The 21,931-nt window shown below is 61.2% G+C and carries 27 protein-coding genes; 17 read left to right on the forward strand and 10 right to left on the reverse strand.

Annotation, left to right across the window (positions count from 1 at the left end; translation table 11 throughout):
* Positions 1–4: 4 nt before the first annotated feature.
* The 4 genes from DP106_RS09060 to DP106_RS09075 form a co-directional block, all read right to left on the reverse strand.
* Entirely contained in the window at positions 5–1,699 is a 1,695-nt protein-coding gene (locus DP106_RS09060) for a PH domain-containing protein (RefSeq protein ID WP_120084822.1), read from the reverse strand.
* Entirely contained in the window at positions 1,696–2,154 is a 459-nt protein-coding gene (locus DP106_RS09065) for a PH domain-containing protein (RefSeq protein ID WP_120084823.1), read from the reverse strand. The genes DP106_RS09060 and DP106_RS09065 overlap by 4 nt, the downstream gene beginning before the upstream one ends.
* 127 nt (positions 2,155–2,281) lie before the next feature.
* Entirely contained in the window at positions 2,282–2,845 is a 564-nt protein-coding gene (locus DP106_RS16075) for a hypothetical protein (protein ID WP_205738913.1), read from the reverse strand.
* A 55-nt stretch (positions 2,846–2,900) separates the two neighbouring features.
* The gene (locus DP106_RS09075) at positions 2,901–3,722 is read right to left on the reverse strand and encodes an inositol monophosphatase family protein (protein WP_120084824.1); all 822 of its coding nucleotides are present in this window, start codon (positions 3,720–3,722) and stop codon (positions 2,901–2,903) included.
* A 363-nt stretch (positions 3,723–4,085) separates the two neighbouring features.
* Here DP106_RS09075 and dapA point away from each other — a divergent pair, with 363 nt between their 5' ends.
* The 4 genes from dapA to DP106_RS09095 all read left to right on the forward strand — a co-directional run bounded on the left by dapA (position 4,086) and on the right by DP106_RS09095 (position 6,857).
* Positions 4,086–5,015: a 4-hydroxy-tetrahydrodipicolinate synthase gene (gene dapA, locus DP106_RS09080; protein WP_120084826.1), complete on the forward strand. Its 930-nt coding sequence runs from the start codon at positions 4,086–4,088 to the stop codon at positions 5,013–5,015.
* The gene (gene dapB / locus DP106_RS09085; RefSeq protein ID WP_120084827.1) at positions 5,012–5,782 is read left to right on the forward strand and encodes a 4-hydroxy-tetrahydrodipicolinate reductase; all 771 of its coding nucleotides are present in this window, start codon (positions 5,012–5,014) and stop codon (positions 5,780–5,782) included. The genes dapA and dapB overlap by 4 nt, the downstream gene beginning before the upstream one ends.
* A 75-nt stretch (positions 5,783–5,857) precedes the next feature.
* Positions 5,858–6,427, forward strand: coding sequence for a DUF7342 family protein (locus tag DP106_RS09090; protein WP_120084828.1), 570 nt, complete (start codon positions 5,858–5,860; stop codon positions 6,425–6,427).
* A complete protein-coding gene (locus tag DP106_RS09095) occupies positions 6,420–6,857 on the forward strand; it encodes a hypothetical protein (protein ID WP_120084830.1) in 438 nt (145 codons plus the stop codon). Before DP106_RS09090 ends, DP106_RS09095 begins: the two co-directional genes overlap by 8 nt.
* A 39-nt stretch (positions 6,858–6,896) precedes the next feature.
* Here the strand turns inward: DP106_RS09095 and DP106_RS09100 are convergent, their stop codons facing one another.
* Both DP106_RS09100 and DP106_RS09105 read right to left on the reverse strand, forming a co-directional pair.
* Positions 6,897–7,490, reverse strand: coding sequence for a hypothetical protein (locus DP106_RS09100; RefSeq protein WP_120084831.1), 594 nt, complete (start codon positions 7,488–7,490; stop codon positions 6,897–6,899).
* Complete coding sequence (locus DP106_RS09105; RefSeq protein WP_120084833.1) at positions 7,487–8,167, reverse strand: DsbA family protein; 681 nt, start codon at positions 8,165–8,167, stop codon at positions 7,487–7,489. The genes DP106_RS09100 and DP106_RS09105 overlap by 4 nt, the downstream gene beginning before the upstream one ends.
* 250 nt (positions 8,168–8,417) lie before the next feature.
* Here DP106_RS09105 and DP106_RS09110 point away from each other — a divergent pair, with 250 nt between their 5' ends.
* On the forward strand, positions 8,418–9,257 hold the full coding sequence (locus DP106_RS09110) for a 2,3,4,5-tetrahydropyridine-2,6-dicarboxylate N-succinyltransferase (RefSeq protein WP_120084835.1): 840 nt from the start codon (positions 8,418–8,420) through the stop codon (positions 9,255–9,257).
* A gap of 55 nt (positions 9,258–9,312) precedes the next feature.
* On the forward strand, positions 9,313–10,965 hold the full coding sequence (locus DP106_RS09115; protein WP_120084836.1) for a hypothetical protein: 1,653 nt from the start codon (positions 9,313–9,315) through the stop codon (positions 10,963–10,965).
* Between the two features lie 325 nt (positions 10,966–11,290).
* On the opposite strand, the gene DP106_RS09120 is transcribed toward DP106_RS09115, so the two are convergent.
* Positions 11,291–12,547, reverse strand: coding sequence for an RNA-guided endonuclease InsQ/TnpB family protein (locus tag DP106_RS09120; protein ID WP_120084838.1), 1,257 nt, complete (start codon positions 12,545–12,547; stop codon positions 11,291–11,293).
* A gap of 206 nt (positions 12,548–12,753) precedes the next feature.
* On the opposite strand from DP106_RS09120, the gene lysA reads away from it, so the two are divergent.
* The 3 genes from lysA to DP106_RS09135 all read left to right on the forward strand — a co-directional run bounded on the left by lysA (position 12,754) and on the right by DP106_RS09135 (position 16,733).
* On the forward strand, positions 12,754–13,989 hold the full coding sequence (gene lysA / locus DP106_RS09125) for a diaminopimelate decarboxylase (RefSeq protein WP_120084839.1): 1,236 nt from the start codon (positions 12,754–12,756) through the stop codon (positions 13,987–13,989).
* Entirely contained in the window at positions 13,986–15,110 is a 1,125-nt protein-coding gene (locus DP106_RS09130) for a M20/M25/M40 family metallo-hydrolase (RefSeq protein ID WP_120084840.1), read from the forward strand. Before lysA ends, DP106_RS09130 begins: the two co-directional genes overlap by 4 nt.
* A 66-nt stretch (positions 15,111–15,176) precedes the next feature.
* Positions 15,177–16,733 (forward strand): GAF domain-containing sensor histidine kinase, encoded by a 1,557-nt coding sequence (locus DP106_RS09135; protein ID WP_120084841.1) that lies wholly within the window; start codon positions 15,177–15,179, stop codon positions 16,731–16,733.
* 4 nt (positions 16,734–16,737) lie between these two features.
* On the opposite strand, the gene DP106_RS09140 is transcribed toward DP106_RS09135, so the two are convergent.
* From DP106_RS09140 to DP106_RS09150, 3 genes are read right to left on the reverse strand one after another with little or no spacing between them, the layout of a single operon-like run.
* Positions 16,738–17,190 (reverse strand): DUF6684 family protein, encoded by a 453-nt coding sequence (locus DP106_RS09140; RefSeq protein ID WP_240625378.1) that lies wholly within the window; start codon positions 17,188–17,190, stop codon positions 16,738–16,740.
* 49 nt (positions 17,191–17,239) lie between these two features.
* Entirely contained in the window at positions 17,240–17,617 is a 378-nt protein-coding gene (locus tag DP106_RS09145; RefSeq protein WP_120084843.1) for a DUF7541 family protein, read from the reverse strand.
* A gap of 59 nt (positions 17,618–17,676) precedes the next feature.
* A complete protein-coding gene (locus tag DP106_RS09150; RefSeq protein ID WP_120084844.1) occupies positions 17,677–17,880 on the reverse strand; it encodes a VNG_1110C family protein in 204 nt (67 codons plus the stop codon).
* 170 nt (positions 17,881–18,050) lie between these two features.
* Here DP106_RS09150 and DP106_RS09155 point away from each other — a divergent pair, with 170 nt between their 5' ends.
* The 8 genes from DP106_RS09155 to DP106_RS09190 all read left to right on the forward strand — a co-directional run bounded on the left by DP106_RS09155 (position 18,051) and on the right by DP106_RS09190 (position 21,891).
* Positions 18,051–18,287, forward strand: coding sequence for a hypothetical protein (locus DP106_RS09155; RefSeq protein WP_120084845.1), 237 nt, complete (start codon positions 18,051–18,053; stop codon positions 18,285–18,287).
* Positions 18,284–18,646: a type II toxin-antitoxin system PemK/MazF family toxin gene (locus tag DP106_RS09160; protein WP_120084846.1), complete on the forward strand. Its 363-nt coding sequence runs from the start codon at positions 18,284–18,286 to the stop codon at positions 18,644–18,646. Before DP106_RS09155 ends, DP106_RS09160 begins: the two co-directional genes overlap by 4 nt.
* A gap of 60 nt (positions 18,647–18,706) precedes the next feature.
* Positions 18,707–19,816 carry an OBG GTPase family GTP-binding protein gene (locus DP106_RS09165; protein WP_120084847.1) on the forward strand — a complete coding sequence of 370 codons (1,110 nt, stop codon included), beginning with the start codon at positions 18,707–18,709 and terminating at the stop codon, positions 19,814–19,816.
* A gap of 66 nt (positions 19,817–19,882) precedes the next feature.
* The gene (locus DP106_RS09170) at positions 19,883–20,194 is read left to right on the forward strand and encodes a hypothetical protein (protein WP_120084849.1); all 312 of its coding nucleotides are present in this window, start codon (positions 19,883–19,885) and stop codon (positions 20,192–20,194) included.
* Positions 20,191–20,697: a hypothetical protein gene (locus DP106_RS09175; protein ID WP_120084850.1), complete on the forward strand. Its 507-nt coding sequence runs from the start codon at positions 20,191–20,193 to the stop codon at positions 20,695–20,697. The genes DP106_RS09170 and DP106_RS09175 overlap by 4 nt, the downstream gene beginning before the upstream one ends.
* Positions 20,698–20,699: 2 nt before the next feature.
* A complete protein-coding gene (locus tag DP106_RS09180) occupies positions 20,700–21,167 on the forward strand; it encodes a TIGR04206 family protein (protein WP_120084851.1) in 468 nt (155 codons plus the stop codon).
* Positions 21,168–21,244: 77 nt separating this feature from the next.
* Positions 21,245–21,673, forward strand: coding sequence for a type VII toxin-antitoxin system MntA family adenylyltransferase antitoxin (gene mntA, locus DP106_RS09185; RefSeq protein ID WP_120084852.1), 429 nt, complete (start codon positions 21,245–21,247; stop codon positions 21,671–21,673).
* Positions 21,670–21,891, forward strand: a complete 222-nt coding sequence (locus DP106_RS09190) for a HepT-like ribonuclease domain-containing protein (protein WP_120084853.1) — start codon at positions 21,670–21,672, stop codon at positions 21,889–21,891. Before mntA ends, DP106_RS09190 begins: the two co-directional genes overlap by 4 nt.
* Positions 21,892–21,931: the final 40 nt, after the last annotated feature.

Raw genomic sequence — 21,931 nt, forward strand, 5'->3', positions numbered from 1 at the left:
CACATCACCGTCGTCTGTCGTCCTGTTTGGTATCGGCTGTTGATCTCTCGGTTTCGGCAGTTGTTGTCTCGACTGACTCCTCTCTTGACGTATCATCCCCGGTTGCCCCCGTGTCTCGTGTCGCCGCCGATCTGTCTGTCCGCCGGCGTCGCCGATCAGCCAGCGACGCTCGCAGGCGATCCCGAAGCTCCGATCGGAGGGTGACGGCGTCATCGACCTCGATGTCGACAGCGGCGGCGTCGTCGCCGAGCACCGACAGCGAGCCTGCTGTATCGCCGATGACGGTGGCGACGCGCCACCGGCGTTGGAACAGCGTGCGGCTGTCGATGACAGTCTGTAGCCGGTGATAGGGAACCCGTTTTGTTTCGCGGTTCCAGACGCCGTTTCGGGTGACAAGGTGGTTGGTTCCCCGCCGGTAGCCGCGATGGAGCCATTTGTAGTGAGCGGCGATCGGCGCGAAGAGTACACCCACAAGTGGGAGATACCACGGAAGGGCGGCCAGCCGTGTAACGCTCACGCTGGCCGCATACAGCAGCCCTGTCACCCCAGCCAGTGCGATGAGATACCGCGCCAAGTACCGCCGCCGGATTCGCTTTGGCGGCTGATTAAACCCGCCTGTCTCACAGCCGTCGATCTCCGCGGCCAACCGCCGGATCCGATCGTGACCGGCGATCGGCACGGCGGCCTCGCTGCCGCGGTCGTTCGCCTGTCCCGGTGCGTAGCCGGCGGTTTCGACCGCCAGCGTTGCGTACCCTGCCCGCCGCTTCAGGGGGTTGTCGCTGATCGTCACCGTCTGGATCTTCTCGAAGGGGATCGTCCCGCTGTATCGCTGAAGCAGCCCCCGCTCATACCGAAGCTCGGTTTCCGACCGCGTCAGTCGGAACCCCCAGTAGTTGACGACCGCCGAGATCGCGCCGACGACCCACGAGAGAACGACCAACCCGACGAGCAACACCACACCCATGACGAACAACACGAGCGTCGGGTCGAGCCCGGTGGTTGCGACGGCCGCCGGTTCGGGAACGACCGGCGAGACAAACGGAATCAACCCGGTAAACACCGCAAACAACAGCCCCGGGACGCGTGGATCAAACGAAAGGATCCCGGCCAGCGCCAGCTCGCTCGGCGAGATCTCAAACAGCAACTCCTCGTTGGGTTCGTCGACCTCTCGCGTCGTCGCGCTGTCGGTCGCTTCGCTGTCACCGTCAGTGCTGTCTCTTTCGGCACTGTCGGCTGCTTCGGCCCCTGTTCGCCGACGTTGGTCATCCCCGCGCTTCCGTCGGCGGAGCTCATCTTGGATCGTTGTCGCCGCATCAGCGGTTACGTATCTGATCGCCGCCTCCGTCGAGCCGCCGCCGGCGGTTTCGAGGTTGATCGCCGACAGCCCGAGTAGCCGCTGAATGACGTTTCGGCTGATGTCGACGTTCTGTACCCGGCCGTAGGGGATCTCCCGTTCTCGACGATTCAGGACGCCGGATTCGATATCGAAGGTATCGTCGGTAAAGGTGTACTGATACCGGCGGTAGTAGGCGAACTCATAGGCGAGGGCCAGCGCGATGGCACCACCGATCCCGGCGGCCACCAACGCGCTACTAAAGCCGACTTCGGTGCCGACAGAGCCAACAAAAACAAGCGTGATCGCCAGCCGGCTGGCCTTCTGGAGGGCCCGATACGGCACCGACAGCGGGGCTAACTTCACACCGCATCCTCCCCGTCGGCGTCGATGGCCAACCCCTTGAGTCGCTCCCGAAGATCGCTTGCGTCGTCGGGTGTTAACCCTGGAATCGTCACATCCGCCCCACGGGAGCCGGCGGTGTAGACGACGGTGCTGGCGAGGCCGACGAGCCGCTCGAAGGCCGACCGCCGGGAGTCGACGTGTTGGATTCTGACAAGAGGTACCTCAGTACGAACCTGTGTGAAAACGCCCCGCTCGAGATAGAGGGCGTCATCGTTGACGACATACCGCCAGTTCCGATACCGCAAGATTGCGTGGACGACGCCGAGACTGACAAACAGCGCGGTGAGGCCGGCGGGAATCGACAGCGACGCCGAGCGGTAGACGGTGATCCCGGTGGCGGCACCGCCGAGGATGAGTGCGCCGACCAGCGAGCGAAGCACCCAGATGATCCGGATCCGTGAGTTGAGCGCGTTCATCACCAGCCCTCCTGTCGGCGACGCCCAGTATACATGAGTATAGATATGGGTGGCGGGCGTATAAGTGCCAATATCATCTGCCCGCTGTCTCAGGAAGCCATCCGTCCATGGATCGATATGTTGAGGATCAGGAACCTGCTTGTCCGTGGGTTGCTTTGCTGGCGTCGTAGCGCACGTACCACCCATCGTCTTCGACGGTGTAATCGACCGTATTGGCCTCGTATGCTCGCTCTTCGTCCGGCTTTTTGACGTAGAACGTCGTGTGAACGTACTGTGCGCTATCAGCCGCCATCGCCTCCTTCCAGTCGCCCAACTGTGTCGGGTTCCCGAGCCGCTGGACAACCAGATCCTGGACTGAGACCTCTTCGACGTTGGCGATCTGTACGTCCTCAAATTCGCTGAACGCCGCTGGTGGGACATACTCAGGCTCCACCGGGTAGGTTGGCGACTCGGGGTGGATGATTACCCCGTTGAGCGCGTCGACGTTCTCGGCGAGCAGCGCGCGGTAGAACTGCCGCACCGTCCCGGTTGGCCCGCGTCTCGGGTCGACGCTGTGTTGCTCGTCGCCTGCCGTCGACTGGTCTGTCGTTTCGTTGGACGGTGTTGACGCCGGTTGGTTGCGCCCAGCGGTACACCCGGCGAGTGTGGCGATGCCACCGACCGCAGCAAGAAACGCACGACGACTCGGCATACCTGTTCGGTTGTCTTGATCGTACTAAACCGTTTCTAACGGCGTTGTGGTTCTTCTAAGACTCACGCTGGTCGTCGATGCTGTCGCTTTCGAGCGTGAGCACGTCGTCGACAACCGCTCGCAGTACCGCGGTCACCGCACCATCCGGGCTCCCTACATAGCGACCAGTTTCGCTGACTGTGTCGTCGGCGATGATGTCGCTTTCGGCGGCCAGCAGGCCCCCGGCGTGTTGTTCGTAGATGTCTGGTTGGACACAGACAAGCGCTTCAATCGATCCGCGGGCGAGCAGGCCCCAGTCGACACAGGGGGCCCAGGTGGTCACGACACGCTTGCACTGCCCGCGGAGGGCTGCTTCGAGTGCCCGTATCTGGGTGAGTCCGTCAGGATCGGTCACGACCGAGAGGCCGACGACGAGCGCGACCGTCCCGTATTCCAGCGGGAGCGACGTGGTTGCCGACAACGGCTCGCCGTTGAGCGTTGCTCCGGCGTCGCGCTTGGCGAGATACAAATCCTCGGTCAGGGGTTCGTAGATCGCGGCTGCCACCGGCGTCTCATTGTGGAGTGCCGCAACGGCGGTGGCGAACTTCGGGTAGCCGCTGGCGAAGTTGTTGGTGCCGTCGAGTGGGTCAACGACCCAACAGTAATCGCTGTTGCCGATGTGGCCCGCTTCCTCGCCGTGAAACGCGTGGTCGGGGTAGTGGGCGTCGATCGCCGCTTGGATCCGGGTCTCCGATTCGCGATCGGCGGCGGCCTTAACATCCGTACCGGTGAACTCGCCGTCGACCGATCCGTTTCTGAACGCCTCTCGGAGGTACTCGCCCCCAGTCGTCGCGGCCTCGGCGGCGACCGCAGCGAGGTCGTCGGTCGCGTGTTCCATACCAACCGCATGGCCGGCGGTTGTATCAGATCATCGGTCGTCGTCGACAGCGAGAGCCGGCTGCTGGCGGCGATGTTTGGAAACGAGCGGGCAAGCGGGTGAGTTGGCTTTCATGAGCCCTCTGTCCGGTGTTTCTCGCTGCCGGGATCGGAGACACAACGACTAAGTTCAGTTACGACACACATCTCGGTGTGAATCACACTGCTGTCATCCCGATCGGCCGTCCATCGATAGCAGTGCGACCCGCCCGTCCGAAGCAGCGCGCCATCTGATCGCTCGTTGCGGGCGTGGCACCCCGTTTCGGGCCTTTTTACCCACCTCGTACAGTCTCTAAATCATACGACCCACCTATCCACCACAATCATGACACAAATCGACTTCAGCGGGGTCTTCCCGGCGATGGTGACCCCCTTTACAGCGGACAACGAGATCGACACAGAAACGCTCCGCGGGGACGCCCAACGGCTTGAAAAAGCGGGCGTCGATGGCCTCGTCCCAATGGGCTCGACCGGCGAGTCGGCGACGCTGAGCCATGCCGAACACGTCGAGGCCATCGAAGCCGTCGTCGACGCCGTTGAGGACGTGCCCGTCATCGCGGGCACCGGCTCAAACAACACGGCTGAAGCCCTTGACCTCTCCCGACAGGCCGCCGACGCCGGGGCCGACGCGCTGTTGCTCATCTCGCCGTACTACAACAAACCCGAACCGCAGGGGATGTACAACCACTACGCGGAGATCGCCGACACGGTTGATCTCCCGCAGATTATCTACAACGTCCCGAGCCGGACGGGCCGCAACATCGCTGTCGACACGGCCGTCGACCTCGCCGACCACCCCAATATCGCGGGCTACAAAGCCGCCTCAGGTGACCTCAACCGCATCTCTGAGGTCATCGAGCGCACGCGCGGCAAAGAGTTTGCCGTGCTCTCCGGCGACGACGGGATGACACTGCCGATTCTCGCCGCGGGCGGGGATGGTGCGATCAGCGTCGTCGCCAACGTCGAACCGGAACGCGCCTGTGCGATGGTCGGCGCGGCCTTGGAGGGCGACTACGCGTTTGCCCGCGCGATCCATCACGAACTCGGGCCGCTCGTCCGCCAGCTGTTCGTCGAGACCAACCCGATCCCGGTCAAAGCTGCGATGGCGATGCGCGGCTACGCGTCCGAGCGCATCCGCTCGCCGCTGACTGAACTCTCCGAGGAACACCGCGAGGAGCTCCAAGCGCGGCTTGATGAACTCGACACCGATCTCACGAATCCCGCTGATGTCGACGCGGAGGCGACGGCCGAATGACCGAGATCGCCGTCACGGGTGCGGCCGGCCGGATGGGTCGAGAGGTGCTGGCGGCCGCCACCGACCGCGAGGGGATCGACGTTGCGTTCGCGGTCAACCGGAGTTCAGTCGACGAGCTGATTTCGGGCGTCGTCATCGAGTCCAGCGACAACTTCGCAGAACTCCTCGCGGAGTACGAACCCGATGTCGTCGTCGATTTTACCGGCCCAGAATCGGCCCGCACCTATGCCGACGCCTGTGCCAACCACGGCGTCGCGCTCGTCACCGGGACGACCGGGTTCGACGACGAGGGGGTCGACGCGCTCAGGACTGCCAGCGAGTCGGTGGGGGTGCTGAAAGCGTCGAACTTCTCCCGCGGGGTCGCCGCCCTCCGGCTCGCCGTCCAAGAGGCGACCGCTGCGCTGCCCGATGCTGATATCGAACTCACCGAAACACATCACAACGCCAAGCGTGATGCCCCCAGCGGCACGGCAAAAACGCTGCTCGACGACATCGAGGGTGTCCGCGACGACCTCGGCGACCGCGTTCATGGCCGCGAGGGCGAGGCACCGCGATCAGACGAGGAGATCGGGGTCCACGCGCGCCGCGCCGGCGATATCGCCGGCGAACACGAGGTGCTGGTCGCCGGCAGCAACGAGACGCTGTCGCTGACCCACCGCGCTGGCGACCGCAGCATTTTCGCCGAGGGGGCGCTGGATGCCGCCGAGTGGGTCGCGGGACGGGAGGCTGGCTGGTACGACTTCTTCGAGGTTATCGACGACGCATAATTGTTGCTGAAATAATTTGGTGGACAGTAGGTATATATCGCTTCGCGTCGTAGGTGACCCCACGGAGCCACAGGCATGGATCTCACAGACATCCCAGACGACGCATACGACGGCGAGGCGTCACCACCCGATCTCGATGCGTTCGAGTCGCCGGGATCGTTGCTCACCGGCGAGTCGACCCGCGAGCGACTCCTCGATACCGTCACCGCGATCCGGTCACCGACGAAGGTATCGGCTATCGCCGACCGGGCCGACTGCGACACCGAGACGGCGCGGGACTACCTCGAATGGTTCACCGAGATGGGAATGGTTCGCCGCTACGACGGGCGGCCGGTTCGCTATGAGCGCAACGACGCCTACTTCGAGTGGCGGCGTCTCAACCGTCTCCGCGAGAACTATTCCGAAGCCGAAATCGTTGAGATGCTCACGGAGACTATCGAGAAGATAGACGAATACAGGGCTCGATTCGATGCGGAGTCACCCGACGAGGTGTCACTCGTCGAGGCGAGCAAAACCACCGCCACGGAAGCCGCGTGGGAGGCGCTCTCGACGTGGGAGACGCTCGAACGCCGCGCGGCACTGCTCGATGCGGCACGTCGCGGCCACTCGGCCACCGTCGACACCGCCCGGTCGATCGATGTCTGAGGATCCGGCTGATACGCCGAGTCGCGGGCCTATCGATACGGAGCTACTCGATCGGATCGCCACGCGCCTCCGGGGCAGCACTCGCTTCGAGCGGGTCGAACGACAGCCCGGATACGCGCCGAACGCCGTCGTCGCCGACTACGATCTCGGGTACTTTCCGGGCGGCGTCGACCGCGCGTATCTCCGCATCAGGTGGTTCGAGACCGACGATTTCAGCATCCATTACGCCGAACAGTATCACAGCGGCGACTCGTGGGAATGTCGCTGGGATCGACACCCGAACGATCACAACAGCCGCGAGCACGTGCACCCGCCACCGGATGCAGCGACCCCCGGTATTGACGAAACCCACCCCGACGCGTGGCAGGATGTGCTCGCAACCGTACTCAATCGTCTCGACGAGCGGATCGACGCCTTCTGGATCGAGTAACCCGGGGAGAGTCTGAAGCGCCCGCTATCCCAGCCGGCCTCAATCAACTGTAATCGGACAGCCCCGTATCTCACCGCCGCGCATCCCATCGGCGACCCAGTAGGTCGACAGCAGCAGCGCGACGACCGCCAACAGCGAGAGTTCGAGGCCGCCCAGCGGCAACAGGACGACGAGCCCGCTGGCACCGAACAGCGAGAGCACGCCCAGCAGGATCGCCGAGCCACAGGCGGCACAGCCCGCGCCGAGAACGCCGAGGGCGACGCCGAGCAGGCTGCCGCCGCTGCCGGCCGCCGAGAGGTCGTGTTCGCGGAGATGGTACACGACAAGCGCGAGGTTGGCCCCGACGAGCGACACCACGAGAAGCAGTGCGGCCCCGTCGACCGGGCTGTAGTTCGTCCCGATGAAGGGATACTGTTCGACGACGAGCACGAGACGATCCGCAAGCGGCAGCGATCCACCGACGATCAGATCCGCTGTCAGCGTGAGGTTCTGTGAGAGACTAAACAGCGTCAGCGAGGTCGCTGCGGCGAGTACTGCGAACACAGCGTATGCTGGGATCGACAGCACCAGCCGCATCGTGCGCCCGATGAGTCGGAGATCCTCGCCCCGTGTCGGAAGCCGTTCAGTGATCATAGCTCAAGTGCGGTTGTGATACTCGCTGTGCTCTGGCTGCCGTTGAACGACGTTTTCAGCGTTCCATCAACGAACGCGAACGTCGCTGGTGTAATGTCGCCAGCACCGGCTTCTTCGCCGGCCGACAGCGTCGCGTTGATCCGGTCGGCAAAGGCCTCGGAGCGGGCGTCGTCGACGATAGCGGTCGCGTCGAGGTCGGTGTTGTCCCCGAGCCATGTTTCGGTTTTCGCAAATACGTTGTCGGTTCCGAAGGAACTCTGTTCGGCGAAATAGTGATCGAGGAGGTTCCAGAACGCCGCGTCGTCGCGTGACTGCGTCGCCTCCAGGGCGTGGGCTGCCGGCTCACCCCACGCGTAGACGACCGGGTACGGTCGCACGGCGATAGCGAGCTCGCCGCGTGCGACGTATTCGGATTCTAAGTCGGCGATAGTGTTCTGATGGAAGGCCGCACAGCGGGAACAGGAGGGGTCGTCCAGCACGACAAGCGTCGCCGGTGCATCGAATGGATCTGAACCGAGGTGAGGCCAGTCACTAAGATTTTCGCCGAGCGGGTGGTCGGCCAGCGCGACGGCATCGGCTTCGGTGCCACTGTCGCTACCACCCAGACAGCCAGCAAGCGTGAGACTAGCAGTCGCTCCGGCCGCGGCGATGATATCTCGTCGTGGTCGATCAGTCACTGTTCGCCTCCACGGACTGTTTGTCCGCGACTGACGGGCACCGTTGTACTGAGGGGCTACTCATCATGAACACGAGGCAATTAGCCACCACCACCTATGAGCGTTTTTCAAACTATGTCGGGAGTCCGTTCGAAGACTCTCTAGATTTCACCGCTGCTGCCCACCGCGGCTATATCGGCTGTCAACCGGCTATTCAGTTCGTGTTGCGGAAAACCACCGGATACAAGCCACTCAGCGACAGAGCGGATGTATGCCGATCAAATCGGAGATCACCGACCTGTGGCACCGCTACGACGACGGCCTCACCGCCGCCGACGCGACCGACGATGACCTCGCCACACTCGACGCGTTCCTCGAAGCCCTCGAAGCCGGCGAGGTGCGCGCCGCCGAGAAAACCGGCGACAGCGTGACCTCGTGGGAGGCCAACGCGTGGGTCAAAGAGGGCATCCTCCTGAATTTCACCCTCAGACACAACCAAACCCAAGAGTACGGCGGCGTCAGCTACAACGACGTGCTCCCGCTGCGTCGCACCGACGACCTCGCCGATCGTGGCACCCGAAACACGCCCGACGGAACGACGATCCGCCGCGGTGCCTACCTTGGCGAGGATTGCATCATGATGAGTCCCTCCTTCGTCAACATCGGCGCGTACGTCGGCGACGGCACGCTCGTCGACTCCTGTGACACGGTTGGGTCGTGCGCACAACTCGGCGAGAACGTGAAACTCGGCGCGAACACGCTGATCGGCGGCGTTCTTGAACCGGTCGAGGGCGCGCCCGTGATTATCGAGGATGGCGTCTCGCTGGGCGCTGGCTGCCGGGTCACCTCAGGCTTCAAGATCGGCGAAAACTCGATTGTCGGCGAGAACACGCTGCTGACGCCACGGATTCCGGTCTACGATCTCGTCGACGACGAGGTAATCTACGGCCACCTGCCCTCCGAGCGGCGGGCGTTCACCCGGTTCGTCGAATCCTCTGTCAGCGAGCACGATCTCTTCGACGGTGGTGCGTACAAGCCAGCCGTCGTCGCTACCGACCTGGAGGAAGAAACGCTGGAAGCAACCCAACAGGAAGACGCCCTGCGGGAGTGAGGTGTCGACCGGCCGAATAGAAAGGCCCAACACGCCGCTCACCGAACGCCGTAGTATGAGCGAAGACGCTGGTCACCCGTGGCTTGCCGATGTCGACCTCCCCCGACACCTCGCAGTTCGCGCAGTCGGGCTGTTGCTCGTGGTGGCTGTGCTCTACTCGATTCGTCCCCTCTTCCATGGGCTCGTCTATCAGGCACTCTACAGCCCCTCGGGGCTGCTTACCATCGGTATCACGACCCTCGCAGCACTCGTCTTGTGGTTTCTCCCCCCGTTTGCGGCCGCGCCGGTTTCGGGGTTCTCCGGCGACCTTTCGGCTGCCCTGCCGGAGTCAGCGAACCAGAAACTCGGAGTGCTCGTGGTCGTCTTTACCGCCTTGCTGATCGTGAGCTTCATCTACGGCATCCCGGCCGGGATGGTGACCGAACGCACGATGGCCCAAGACACGATGAGCGAGGCGACCGAGATTCAGGAACTACCACAGGTCAACCCGGATAATCCGCGGATCGCTCCGCGGGCGGTCTCCGATGTCCAGACACGTGGCTCGGTCTCCTACCGGACGCATCGGCTCGGCCCGAGTGATATCGCCCGCGCCGAGGATGGCTCGTTGGCGTGGTCGTATGCGATCGAACCGAATGGCTTTCGCAACAAGCTCTTGGACACCCAGCGTGGCGTGTTGCTCTCCGATATGACGCGGATGGAGGATCGCCAGATCACCGCCTTCGACGAGCAGGACTTTGCGGTCGGCGAGGGGATGTTCCTGCACCGCAGCTCCGACTGGAACCTGCGAGTGACCGACTACTTCTCGCAGTATTATGACGATGCCGTCGAGTTCACCCACGACGGCGAGGCCTACATGTACTATCCGAAGACGGGCCACGAGTGGCGGCTGACGCCGATCCCACATACCGTGCCGACCTGGGACGGCGGCGCGTTGCTCCGCACTGATGGTACTATCGAGCACCTGACCCCCGAGGAAGCACAGAACAGCGAGATCCTCGACGGCCAGCGACTCTATCCGCTCTACAATAGCCGACAGTTCATCGAGTCGCTTGGCTACCGTAACGGAATCGTCAACCAGCTGCCCACTATCGGTGCCCACCGCGGGGAGGTTGAGATTGCCTCGTTGCCGGCCGGCACCGGCAACAGCCAGCCGTTCGTGGTCGATCTGGAGGGCGAACAGATGAACTACGTAACGACAATGGAGCCCTACGGCAGTGACACCCGGGGGCTCGACGAGGTCTGGCTGATCGATGCTGCCACCGGCGAGTTTCGTTTTTTCGGCTCGGATAGAGAGACCCTGACCGGCCCCGAGCGGGCGATGGGGATCGTCCGCAGCGCGGACTCCCAGACCGGATGGGGCGATAACTTCCAGGTTGTTGAGCCGGTGCCGGTGTTCCTCAACGACCAGCTCTGGTGGCACAGCAAGGTGGTTCCGATCGACAACACCGACATCAGCCGGAGTGTGTTCGTCAGTGCGAGCACCGAGGAGGCGGTCGAACTCGGCGATACCGAAGCCGTCCGTGAGTTTATCGCCACCGGCGATGCGGAGGAGGTCGAGGGTGTCGACACCGAGCCTGCACCGAACGAGACCGGCGTCGACTACTACATCGTGATCAGCGACTCGGATGGGTCGGTTATCGAGCGTATTCCGGTTGAACCCAACCAGGAGCCATCGATCAGCTACGAGCCCGCAAACGCCTCCACGTAGGGCTGAGATCGGGCCAAGAGATTCTGAAGACTCTCGTATTGTGACCAGAACTGTTCTGATTTTGATTCCCTCCGCAGACCGATAATGGGGGTCTGATCATCGTTTGAAACCACCAGCATACACCGGTTGATCTGGCAGCCACGATCAACACGGTTGTTGATACCTACCGATCTCGCGAGTCGTTTCGGCAGAAACAGGAGTTTGTTGACGACTCGATTTGAATCGACGTATCCGAACCAAAGCAATCAACAGCCCCACCCTACTTCGCTCACCCGGAGGGGTTCGCTCGTGGAGGGTGTCGACAGAACTCAGAGAGTTCTGGCTTCTAACCAGAGGTCTGCGACGTCTGGTAACGGGGCTTGTCCGTGAACTCGGCCTCAAACCTATCAGGGTGGGCGGTAAATCCACCACTTAGCGTCACAGTTCCAGACTTCAGGGCAAGCTGACTGTTGCCCGTCCGCCGAGACGACTGTTGGCCCCGACGGACATACCGTAGACCGATGTTCTTCGCCGCATTGTAATCGGCGTTCGCTTCTGACTCACACTTCACGCACCGGAAGTTGTTTCGGGTCGTACGATTCTCGTCGGCAGTGAATCCACACTCGGCGCACCGTGTTGACGTATACGCTGAACCAACCTGCTTCACTGAGATGCCTTCCGCTTCGGCTTTGTATTCAACCTGCTCGTACAGCGTTCGGAATGCCCACTTGTGCCCCCACGACGCACCCGTTCGGTCGCGGATGTCAGTCAGATCCTCGAACGCAATCACATCACACTCGTACCTGAGTGCTTCGTCCACTATCGCGTTCGACGCTTGGTGAAGCACGTCGCGGATGTAGCGAAGTTCGCGTCCACTTGATTGTTCAAGCGTTCGGTGGGCACTTCGTGTTCCTGTCTGCTGGAGTCCAGCACGCACCTTCTCAAACTCGCGGAGGTTGTGGGTCAAATCCCGCCCGCTGCAAAACCGAGCGGTACTAGTGACAGCGAGGTTTTCGATACCGAGATCAACCCCGAGAACCGTTCCGTCCTCTGCGGTATCTCTCTCGGTGTCGTCTTTAGCTCGGCGGAAGCCGATGTGCAAGAAATAGTCGCCGTCACGGACGGTGAGCGTACTTTCGGTGATGCTCCATTTATCAGAATCAAGGTATTGATGTTGGTATCCATTATCGGCGTGAGGGAGTGCAAGTGGACACCGAACGCGACTCTCTGTGGTGGAAAGTGACACCGTATCGTCGTCAAACAGGGTCATAGTTCGGGTGTCATACTTCACCGTGGGTGCGGTGAAAGTTGGCTTACTGACTTTTTTGCCTTTAAACCGGCGTTCAATACAGCCGGTGATGGCTTGTGAAGCTTGGTGAGTGGCGAGAATCGCGTGTTGACTACCGAGGTCGGTGTGCTCGCGCACGTTGTCGTAGGCGAGGGGCTGTACGTCGCTTTTCGCGTTGCAATTACCCCACGCCATGTCTGTGGCAATTTGGCAACCGCGCTTCCACTCGGAGATGGTCTCTTCGAGGAGGTTTTGTTGCTCGTCTGAGACTTCAAGACGAGTGATTGCCGTCCGACGAATGTAGTCTTCTGCCACAGTTTCAATGTGGTAGTGTGGATATTTATACTTAGTGTTTGTAATGATGTGAACGCGCACCTCCCATCCCTACTTGTTCTCCGCTCGTTCCGTGGAGATCGTGTGGAACCGAAGGTTCCGCTGACCATGCAAACGGCGAATACGTGAGCAGAAGCGGACTCCGCTTTACCGTAAAGTTGAATCGCTGACCGTCCTCATAGTAGGTAATGGCTGTACCTGATCTCGCCGACTCCCCACCTGTCCGCCGGCTGGCTGACTGGAACGACCAGCGGCTTCGGTCGCTTGCGGCAACCCACGACACGCCGCTGTACGTTATCGATATCGACCGCGTGCAGGCAAATTACCAACGATTTTTGTCGGCGTTTCCTGACGCTCACGTCATGTACGCCGCGAAAGCCCACACCGGACAGTCTGTCCTCTCGGCCCTGCTTGACGTTGGTGCCGATATCGAGTGTGCGGCCGGCGGCGAGATCAAACGGGCAATCGAGGCCGGTGCCGATCCCAACACCCTCCAGTACACCGCGGTCAATCCGCCGGCCCACGATCTCGACTATGCCGTCGATCTCGCCGCCGACGCGCCGGGCCTGACGATCACGATCGGCGCGACCGACACCCTCGATCGGCTCGCCGAACGCGACTACGACGGCCGCGTTGCGATCCGGATCAACCCCGGAATCGGCACCGGCCACCACGAGAAGGTCGCCACCGGCAACGACGCCAAGTTCGGGATTCCCTACGAGCAAGTGCCGGCGGTCGCCGAGCGCGTCCGCGAGGAATTCGACCTCGTCGGCCTCCACTCCCACGCTGGCAGCGGTGTGCTGACCGACGATCTCGAAGATCACTGTGAGGCTATCGAACGCGTCGGCGAGATGGCCCGCCGCGTCGGCGACCTCGAGTTCGTCGACGTTGGCGGCGGGTTTGGCGTTCCATACCACGAGGACGAACCGCCGCTTGATCTTGTAAAAACAGGCGAGATGGTCAGAGACGCTGTCGGCGACATCGACGCGCAACTCAAATTAGAGCCCGGGCGGTATATCGTCGCCGATGCGGGGCTCATTCTGACGACCGTCAACACGATCAAGGAGACCCCGGCAGCGACCGTCGTCGGCGTCGACGCCAGCCTCGCCACGCTGATTCGCCCGGCGATGTTCGGCTCCTACCATCCGATGCGGAACGTCACCGCGCCCGACCGCGCGGCCGACCCCGTCACTGTCGGTGGGCCGGTCTGTACGAGCGCGGACGTGTTTGCGACCGACCGTCCCATTGCACGTCCCGAGCGGAACGATATCCTTGCGATCGGCAACGCCGGCTCCTACGGCTACGAACTCGCCAGCCAGTTCCACTCCCAGCCGCGGCCCGCCGAAGTCGCGCTTGACGATGGTGATGACCGCGTCGTTCGACGACGTGAAACGCTCGACGATGTGACGCGAGTCGAACAGTGACCGCGGCAACGGCCGGCTTCGATATCGAAGCCTTCCACGCCAACGCCGTCCAAACCCCATCCGACGAGCGCGTTGATGAGATGCGCGACCTTCTCGTCGCGACGCTGACAGACGCAGGCCATCCGCCACGTGTTGATGATGACGGCAATGTCGTCGTCAGTCGCGGCGCGGGTGACGCTGTCGGCGACGACACAACCCGCGACGACCCGGCGAGCCCGCATCTCGTGCTTAACACCCACATTGATACTGTCGCTCCGCATATCGCCTACGAGCGCGACGGCGACACCGTCGGCGGGCGAGGTGCCTGCGACGCGAAGGGCCCGCTGGCAGCGTTGCTCGCGGCGTTTTTACGAGCCGACCCCGACGAGGGCACACTCACGCTGGCGATCACACCCGATGAGGAGACTACCCAACTCGGCGCGGCCGCCCTTGCCGACCGACTGTCGGCCGATGGCTTCATCATCGGCGAGCCGACCGATCTCGATGTCTGTATCGCCGCCCGCGGGCAGTGTGAAGCCGAGATCACGGTGTCGGGCGCCGGCGGCCACGCGGCCAGCGTTTCAGCCGACGACAATCCCGTTTTCGGCCTTAAACACGTGCTGGCGGGGCTTGCGAGTTACGACGATGTGGTTGCTCCCACCAGCCACGAGCTCCTTGGCGACCCGGAACTCACCCCGACGATCGTCACCGGTGGCGACACGCCAAACCGCGTGCCGGATGCGTGTCGACTCACTGTTGACCGCCGGAGCGTCCCGCCGGAAACAAGCGAAGACTTCGCGTCGTCGCTGGCGACACATCTCGCCGAACAGGTGCCCGACGAGCAGACTGTTTCAGTTGACCTCATTGACCCAGAGACACCGTTTCCCGATCCCTTTGTCACCGACAACGACGCCGCCATCGTCGACGCGCTCCAGACCGCCAGCGGCGGCGACGTGCGAGCCTTTGGGGCGGCAACGGAGGCCTCTCATTTTGCGCCGACCGCGCCGACGGTCGTTTTCGGGCCGGGCGTGTTGGCCGACGACGAGGGCGCGGTCGCCCACGCAGACCGAGAATACGTTCGCCTCGCCGATGTGCGGGCGGCCGCCGATGCCGTGACGGCTGCTCTCGACACGCTGTACTGAGACCGTCGCGGTCATCGCGTCGATCGTGTAGACACGCTTATTAGTAATCATTCAATACTTTCGACAATGTCAACGCTTCGCGTGCTGCATGTCGGGCCGGCTGCCCCACCCGACACGCTCACCAACGGGGCTGAGCCGGCGGCGGCCGACACCGATTTCTCGGTCGCCAGTGCCGACACGGCTGACGCGGGACTGCGTGCCTACGAGGCCGAGCATGCGGACTGTCTCGTCGTTGAACCACCGCTTGAGAATGATATCGTCGACTTTCTCTCTCGGATCCGCGAGCGCGATCCGGAGCTCCCGATTCTCCTCTTTGCCTCACCGGATGATATCGATGTTGTGAGCCAGGTGTTGGCTGCCGGGGCCGACTACGTACCGAAAACTGACGGCGACAGCGAGGCCGAACTGTTGGCCGCCCGCATCGAGACGCTGGGCGGTGTCGGCGGCGAGCATCACTCCGCGGATCCGTGGCGACAGTCGACGGCAGCGATCTCGCGGCTGTACTCGATTACGAACCAATCGGAGCTCTCCTTTTCTGAGAAGCTTAATCGCGCCCTTGCGGTCGGCACCGCTGAACTCGGCTACCCGTTTGGGTATGCGACCCGGATCGAAAACAGCGATGTCGAGGTGTTGGCCGTCGCCGGGGAGCACGACGACATCGCCGTCGGGCAGACGACCGCGCTATCCGACAACTACTGCCAACTGACGATCGCCGAAAACGAACCCGTCGCCATCGGCAACGCCGGCACCGACGACGCGCTCGCAGCACTTCCAGCGTACACCGAAATGGGGTTGGCGTGTTACGTGGGCGCGCCGATCACCGTCGACGGCGAGGTGTATGGCTCGCTGTGTTTTGCCGGCAACGACCCCCGCGATCCGAAGTTGATCGAAGCACAAAAGCTGACCGTAAAGACGCTGGCCCAATGGGTTGGCTACGAGCTCGAACGCAGCCAGCGCGAACAGGAGCTCAAACGCCAGATCGACCGACTTGAGGAGTTTTCCCATATCGTCTCGCATGACCTCCGAAACCCCCTGAACGTCGCCCAGGGTCGGCTTGAGATCGCCCAATCCGAATATGACAGCCCACATCTCGATACCGTGGTCGACGCCCTTGATCGAATGGAGGATATCATCGAGGATACGCTCATGCTTGCCCGGCAGGGGCAATCCGTCGACAACATCGAGCCCGTTGAGATCACCGACCTTGTCAACGACTGCTGGGATGTTATCGAAAGCCCCACCGCTGAACTCCGTGTGGTCGATGATTTCACCGTTCACGGCGACCGAAACCGGCTCTCTCACGTCTTCGAGAACCTCTTTCGGAACGCGATCGATCACAATGAGGGGTCGATCACGATCCGTGTTGGCCTGAAAAATGTGATGTACACAAACACGCGCGCGCCAGACAGCGGCACCTTCAGCTTCTTTGTTGAAGACGACGGCTGTGGGGTGCCGGAAGGCCGTCGGGAATCCGTTTTCGATGCCGGCGAGACGACCCGCAAGGACGGCACCGGGTTTGGCCTTCCGATCGTCAAACAGATCGCCGAAGCCCACGGCTGGGAGATTGGACTCACCGATAGCTTCGATGGCGGGGCGCGCTTCGAGTTTACAAGCGTCAGATGAGACTCTACGCCGTCGACTCGTCAGTGTCGTCGTCAGCGGTGTCGTCGTTGTCCTGCTTGTCTGCTGTCTCGTTTTCACCGTCGCCGTCGTTGTGGTCAGCTGCCTCGTCATCGTCGCCATCGGCAGCCTCGTCGACAGCGTTGGCCGTTTCCTCGGGTGTGTGGTCACCGTCGCCGTGATGTTTCGGTTCGGCTTCCGCAAGCCCGGCCTGCCCTTGAGCGTACACCGGCTTCGTCTTTTCATCGCCGGCGATCGCCTTTGCCGAGATATACGTCAGAATCGCTAGGGCGACGAATGGGACGACCATCAGTCCAAGCATCACGCCGGAGGTTCTGACGTTGAAGCCCCACGGTGTGACCACGACGAAGAGCGCGATGAAAAACAGAATAATCCCTAGTGGGATGAAGTTGACCACCAGATCGAGCATCGTTTCTCGATCGAAGATCTTGGCTTCCATACTATCTGATACCTTAGGACGCACAAATAGGTTTCCGGTTTGGATCGAGTTAGGCCGGCTGGCGGCGATTCGGAACGAGCAGCGTGCCGGCGATAACGCCGGCGAGTAGCACGGCTGCACTGGCCAAGACAGCGTAGGCCCGCATCGTCATGTCGGCTCCGACCCGTGGGTTGACATAGAGAATGGCCCCGCCGAGGCTGACCAGTAGGATAGCCATCACCCCAAGGGCACGCCACGGTGTTTCGATGTAACCGGCTTCTTGGAGCATCCCGGCGAGACAGCCACAGAACAGCAGTAATCCGCCAACGGCAATCGGCAACACGTTGAACACGAGCCCGATCTCGGAGATCGGCACGCCGAGGGCGATAAACAGCGGCCACGGGCTTGCCTTGCGGTACTGCTCGCTGAGTCCCGGCGTCTCGTCCATGGGTGTGTTAGTGGGTGCAGGCTAAAACGCGCTTCGGAAGCAACAGCGGGTGGTTGGAGCTACGGTAGTGTCACACCGTGTCGGCTCAGAAAGTCGCTGGCGGCTTTGATCTCGATGGGGCTGCCGATGATCCGGCACGGTTGGCCCTCCGGTTGGATAACAGTCACCGTGTGTTCGGCTTCGAGATCATCCTGAATCCCCTCCAGGGAACGACAGGGGAGTTCGATCTGCGTGCTGTCACGCAGTCGGGTTGGGTTCGGCATATCAGCTCATTTGAATGTTGGGCGGACAGCGTATAATGATACCGAAGTCGTTGTTTGTGCTCTCTCGTGTGGTTGAGTTGCTTTTGCGTACGCCGTGTTATCGACTGTACACAGTATTTCCGTTCGCACTCGCCGTTACTGTTTTTAATACACATCTAATACACACAAGTATGGAACGCAAGAATATTACAATCCGCGAAGATCAGGCCGCGTGGATCGACACCACCGACCGCAACCTTTCGCAACTTGTTCAAGCCGCGATCGATGACAAAATGGGGCCCAGTGACGACGAATTGGCTGCGGCGTATCAGGCCAACGCTGAGGATGCCGCCGAAACGGCCGAACAGTGGGCGACAGCCTCACGGGAGGCAACTGATCGTCTCGGTGAGCACCCGACCGACGGATGACACCTCATCGTGGGGATATCGTCCGCGTTGACCTCGGCGGCCCAGACGATGACGATACCCGGGGTAGTGAACTGTATAAATCGCGTCGAGCCGTCGTGATTCAAAACGATACTGGCAACAAGTTTTGCCCGACGACAATTGTTGCACCGCTCTCGAAAGGCCATACGGAGTACCCGTTTCACATCAACCTCCCTGGATCGATGGCTGAACTCGAAGTTGACTCCCATGTCCAACTCGATCAGATCCGGACAGTCGATATCGAGAACCGGATCACCGATCACTTTGGCCGTGTAACTGATAGCCAGCTGGCCGATATCGATGATGCGATTCGTGTGTCGTTGGGGTTGTTGGATCGCTGAGCCAGACCGCGACTCCCCGAATGAACAGCCTTTTCGACGGCGATAGTCCACTGATCGATAATGGGACTGGAGGAGGAGATCGAATCGATCCGCGAGGAGATCGCCGAAACCCCGTACAACAAGTCGACGGAGGCCCATATCGGTCGGCTGAAGGCGAAACTCGCCGAAAAGAAGGAAAAACTCGAAAACCAGTCCTCCGCCGGCGGCGGTGGCGGCTATGCCGTCGAGAAACACGGCGACGCGACCGTCGCGCTTGTCGGCTTTCCCAGCGTCGGCAAATCGACGCTTATCAACGCGCTGACCAACGCCGACAGCGAAACCGGCTCCTACGAGTTTACCACGCTGGATGTCAATCCCGGGATGCTCAAATATCGCGGCGCGAACATCCAGATTCTCGATGTGCCCGGCCTGATCGAGGGCGCGGCCGACGGTCGTGGTGGTGGCCAAGAGGTGCTGTCGGTCGTTCGTACGGCCGACCTTGCTGTGTTCATGCTTTCTGTCTTTGAGATCGACCAGTACGAACGCCTGCGTGAGGAACTCTACAACAACAATATTCGGCTCGATACGGAGCCACCGAGCATCCACATCCGGCAGCGACACAAAAACGGAATTCAGGTCAACAAAAGCGACAGCGTCAGCCTTGACGAAAATACGATCACGGAAGTGCTCCGACAGAACGGCTACGTCAACGCCGAGATCACGGTTCGTGGCGACCCTTCGATCGACGAGCTGGTTGACGGGATGATGGACAACCGGGTCTACATTCCCTCGATGGTGACGGTCAACAAAGCCGATCTGATCGATGAGGAGTACCTCCCGACCGTCCACGAGAATCTTCGGGAACACGACATTGACCCCGAGGAGTGTATCTTCATCAGTGCCGAAGAGGAGAAAGGCCTTGATGGCTTGACCGAGCGGGTCTGGGCTGAACTCGGCCTCGTTCGGATCTATATGGACAAACCCAGCCGCGGCGTCGACTACGACGAACCACTGGTGTTGCGAGAGGGTGATACTGTCGGTGATGCTCTCACCAAACTCGGCGGCGAGTTTGCGGATCGCTTTCGGTTCGCCCGCGTCAGCGGCCCGAGTGCGAAACATGACGAGCAGCAGGTCGGAACCGACCACGAACTGGCCGACGAGGACGTGTTGCGGATCATCAAGAGTCGGTGACGATTGTGGATCGCTTTTCGGTCGATCGTCGATAGACATAGGTATTTGTGTACACAATATGTGTCTATGAGCTCGAGTACTCGTGTCCACTTCAGAGCCCCTAAGCGGCTGATCGAACAGGCCGACGCACTTGCGGTCGCAGAGGACAAAAATCGAACCGATGTCCTCGTTGAGGCTCTTAGAACATATTTGTCCGAGGCGAGCGATGAGGAGCGTATCCAGCAAGCGATTGCAAACGCCTACTACGAGGATCGCCTCGATTTCGAGCAGACGAAAGCCATTGTTGGCATGGAGACAGCTCAGAATTTTCGGGTGCTCAAACAGCAGCTGTCGGATGACACGATCAGCGAGGAGCTTGCTGACGCCATCGACGAATGAAACTGGTTGCTGACACCTCCGGGCTCGTGAGTATCGCAAGCACGGCCGCAGCACGGCAGAAGCTATTGCCGTTGTTATTGGATAGCTACGAGGTGACGGTTCCACAGCAGGTCATCGACGAACTCGAGACTGTTGGGGGGTACGAGGATGAGCACGCGACCGCCGCGAGTGCTGTTCTTGATGACGAGGCCCGTCTCACGGTTGCGTCGATCGATCTCGATTCAACGTTCCCGCTTGATGATGGCGAAAACGCGGTCGTCCAGCTAGCGAACCGTCTCGATGCACCGTTTTGTTACTGTGACGAGTACAATCAGCTATCGTTGATCCATGCCTCTCTGTCGGAGACACAACTTGTGACAACGCCGCGGCTGCTCAAGGCGTTTGTCGCCCGCGGATTGATTTCGAATGACACCGCCGAAGAACTACTGGATGGCATCGCGACCGCTCGAAGTTGGGGTGGTAACGCCTACGTACAGCAGGCGACACAGCTCTTTGAGGCGTGATAATGCGACATTCATCGTCTTTAGGCTTAGTCGCCATCGCAACGCTGGCTGTCGTTCCGTGGGTTCTCCAACTCAACGGTGCCGGTGATCTCACAGCGGTGATGAGTTGGGGGCTGGTCAATACGAATCCGTGGCATGCGCTCCCTCTGCCGTCGTATCTCAATGCGACACAGGGGTTTTCGACGCTCCCGCAGTCATTGCAGGTGTGGCCGCTGGGCCTCGTTTTCTACGGTGGCGCGTTGCTGAGTGCGGCCATGGGTGTGTTCGCTGGGCGTGAGGATGTCCGCGTGACTGCTGGGTTGCTCGCGCTGTCAGCGATTACGTCTGTTGTAGTCTGGTGGGGCCTCCTCGGTCGTGGGGCTGCTAGGACGGTTCCGGTCGGTGTGATTGCGACAGCGATGGTGGCCTGGTGGTTTTACTATCCGGTGCTTGGATCGGTCGGCGCGCCACCGACCCGACCGCGGGAGTGACATGTGCTATCGTCGAGATTGTCGCTCTTGATGGCTTTTGTCCCTGTATTTATATTGGGGTCTCTCCTATATTAGGTATGACTTTCAACGGGCTCGACGAGCCGGTCGCCGATGCTGTTCGGGACGTACTTGCCGATCAGCCGGTTCGACTCGGTGTCCTCTTCGGTTCATTGGCATCGGGAACCGCTGGCAGTCACAGCGATGTCGATATCGCCGTCGAGTTCGAGTCTGACGTTACCGACGCCGACCGGTACCGTGCTCGACTGTCACTCGTTGTTGCCCTCTCGCAAGCCCTCGGGACTGATGATTTCGACCTCGTTGATCTCGAAACGGTACGTCCCGAAGTCGGGCGCTCGGCGTTGGAAGACTGTATCGTTCTCGTCGGTGACACCGAGCGAGTTACGCATCTCCTCGCAGCGTTCGAACGCCGAGCTGAACCGCCGACAGCCGATCAACGCCGTGCTCGCTTCGATGCGGCTCTTGAAGGGGTGGAGGAGCGCGTGTGATCGACGCGGAAACCGAGACTCGGATCGTCGAGAAAGCCGAATACATCGACGAGGCCGTTACCGTTCTCGCCCGTAAACAAGATCTCGATAGAGAGACGTATCTCGCTGACCGCGAGCAGCGTGCTGTCGTTGAACGCGAGTTCCAAACTGCGATCGAAGCGTGTCTTGATATCGCTGAACTCCTTATAGAATCTCAAGGAGAATACCTGCGACTTTAGGCGCAGGATGAATCCGACAACTCCTACCACATCCACTGTC

The sequence above is a fragment of the Halonotius pteroides genome (assembly GCF_003605635.1).
In the GTDB taxonomy this organism is placed as follows: domain Archaea; phylum Halobacteriota; class Halobacteria; order Halobacteriales; family Haloferacaceae; genus Halonotius; species Halonotius pteroides.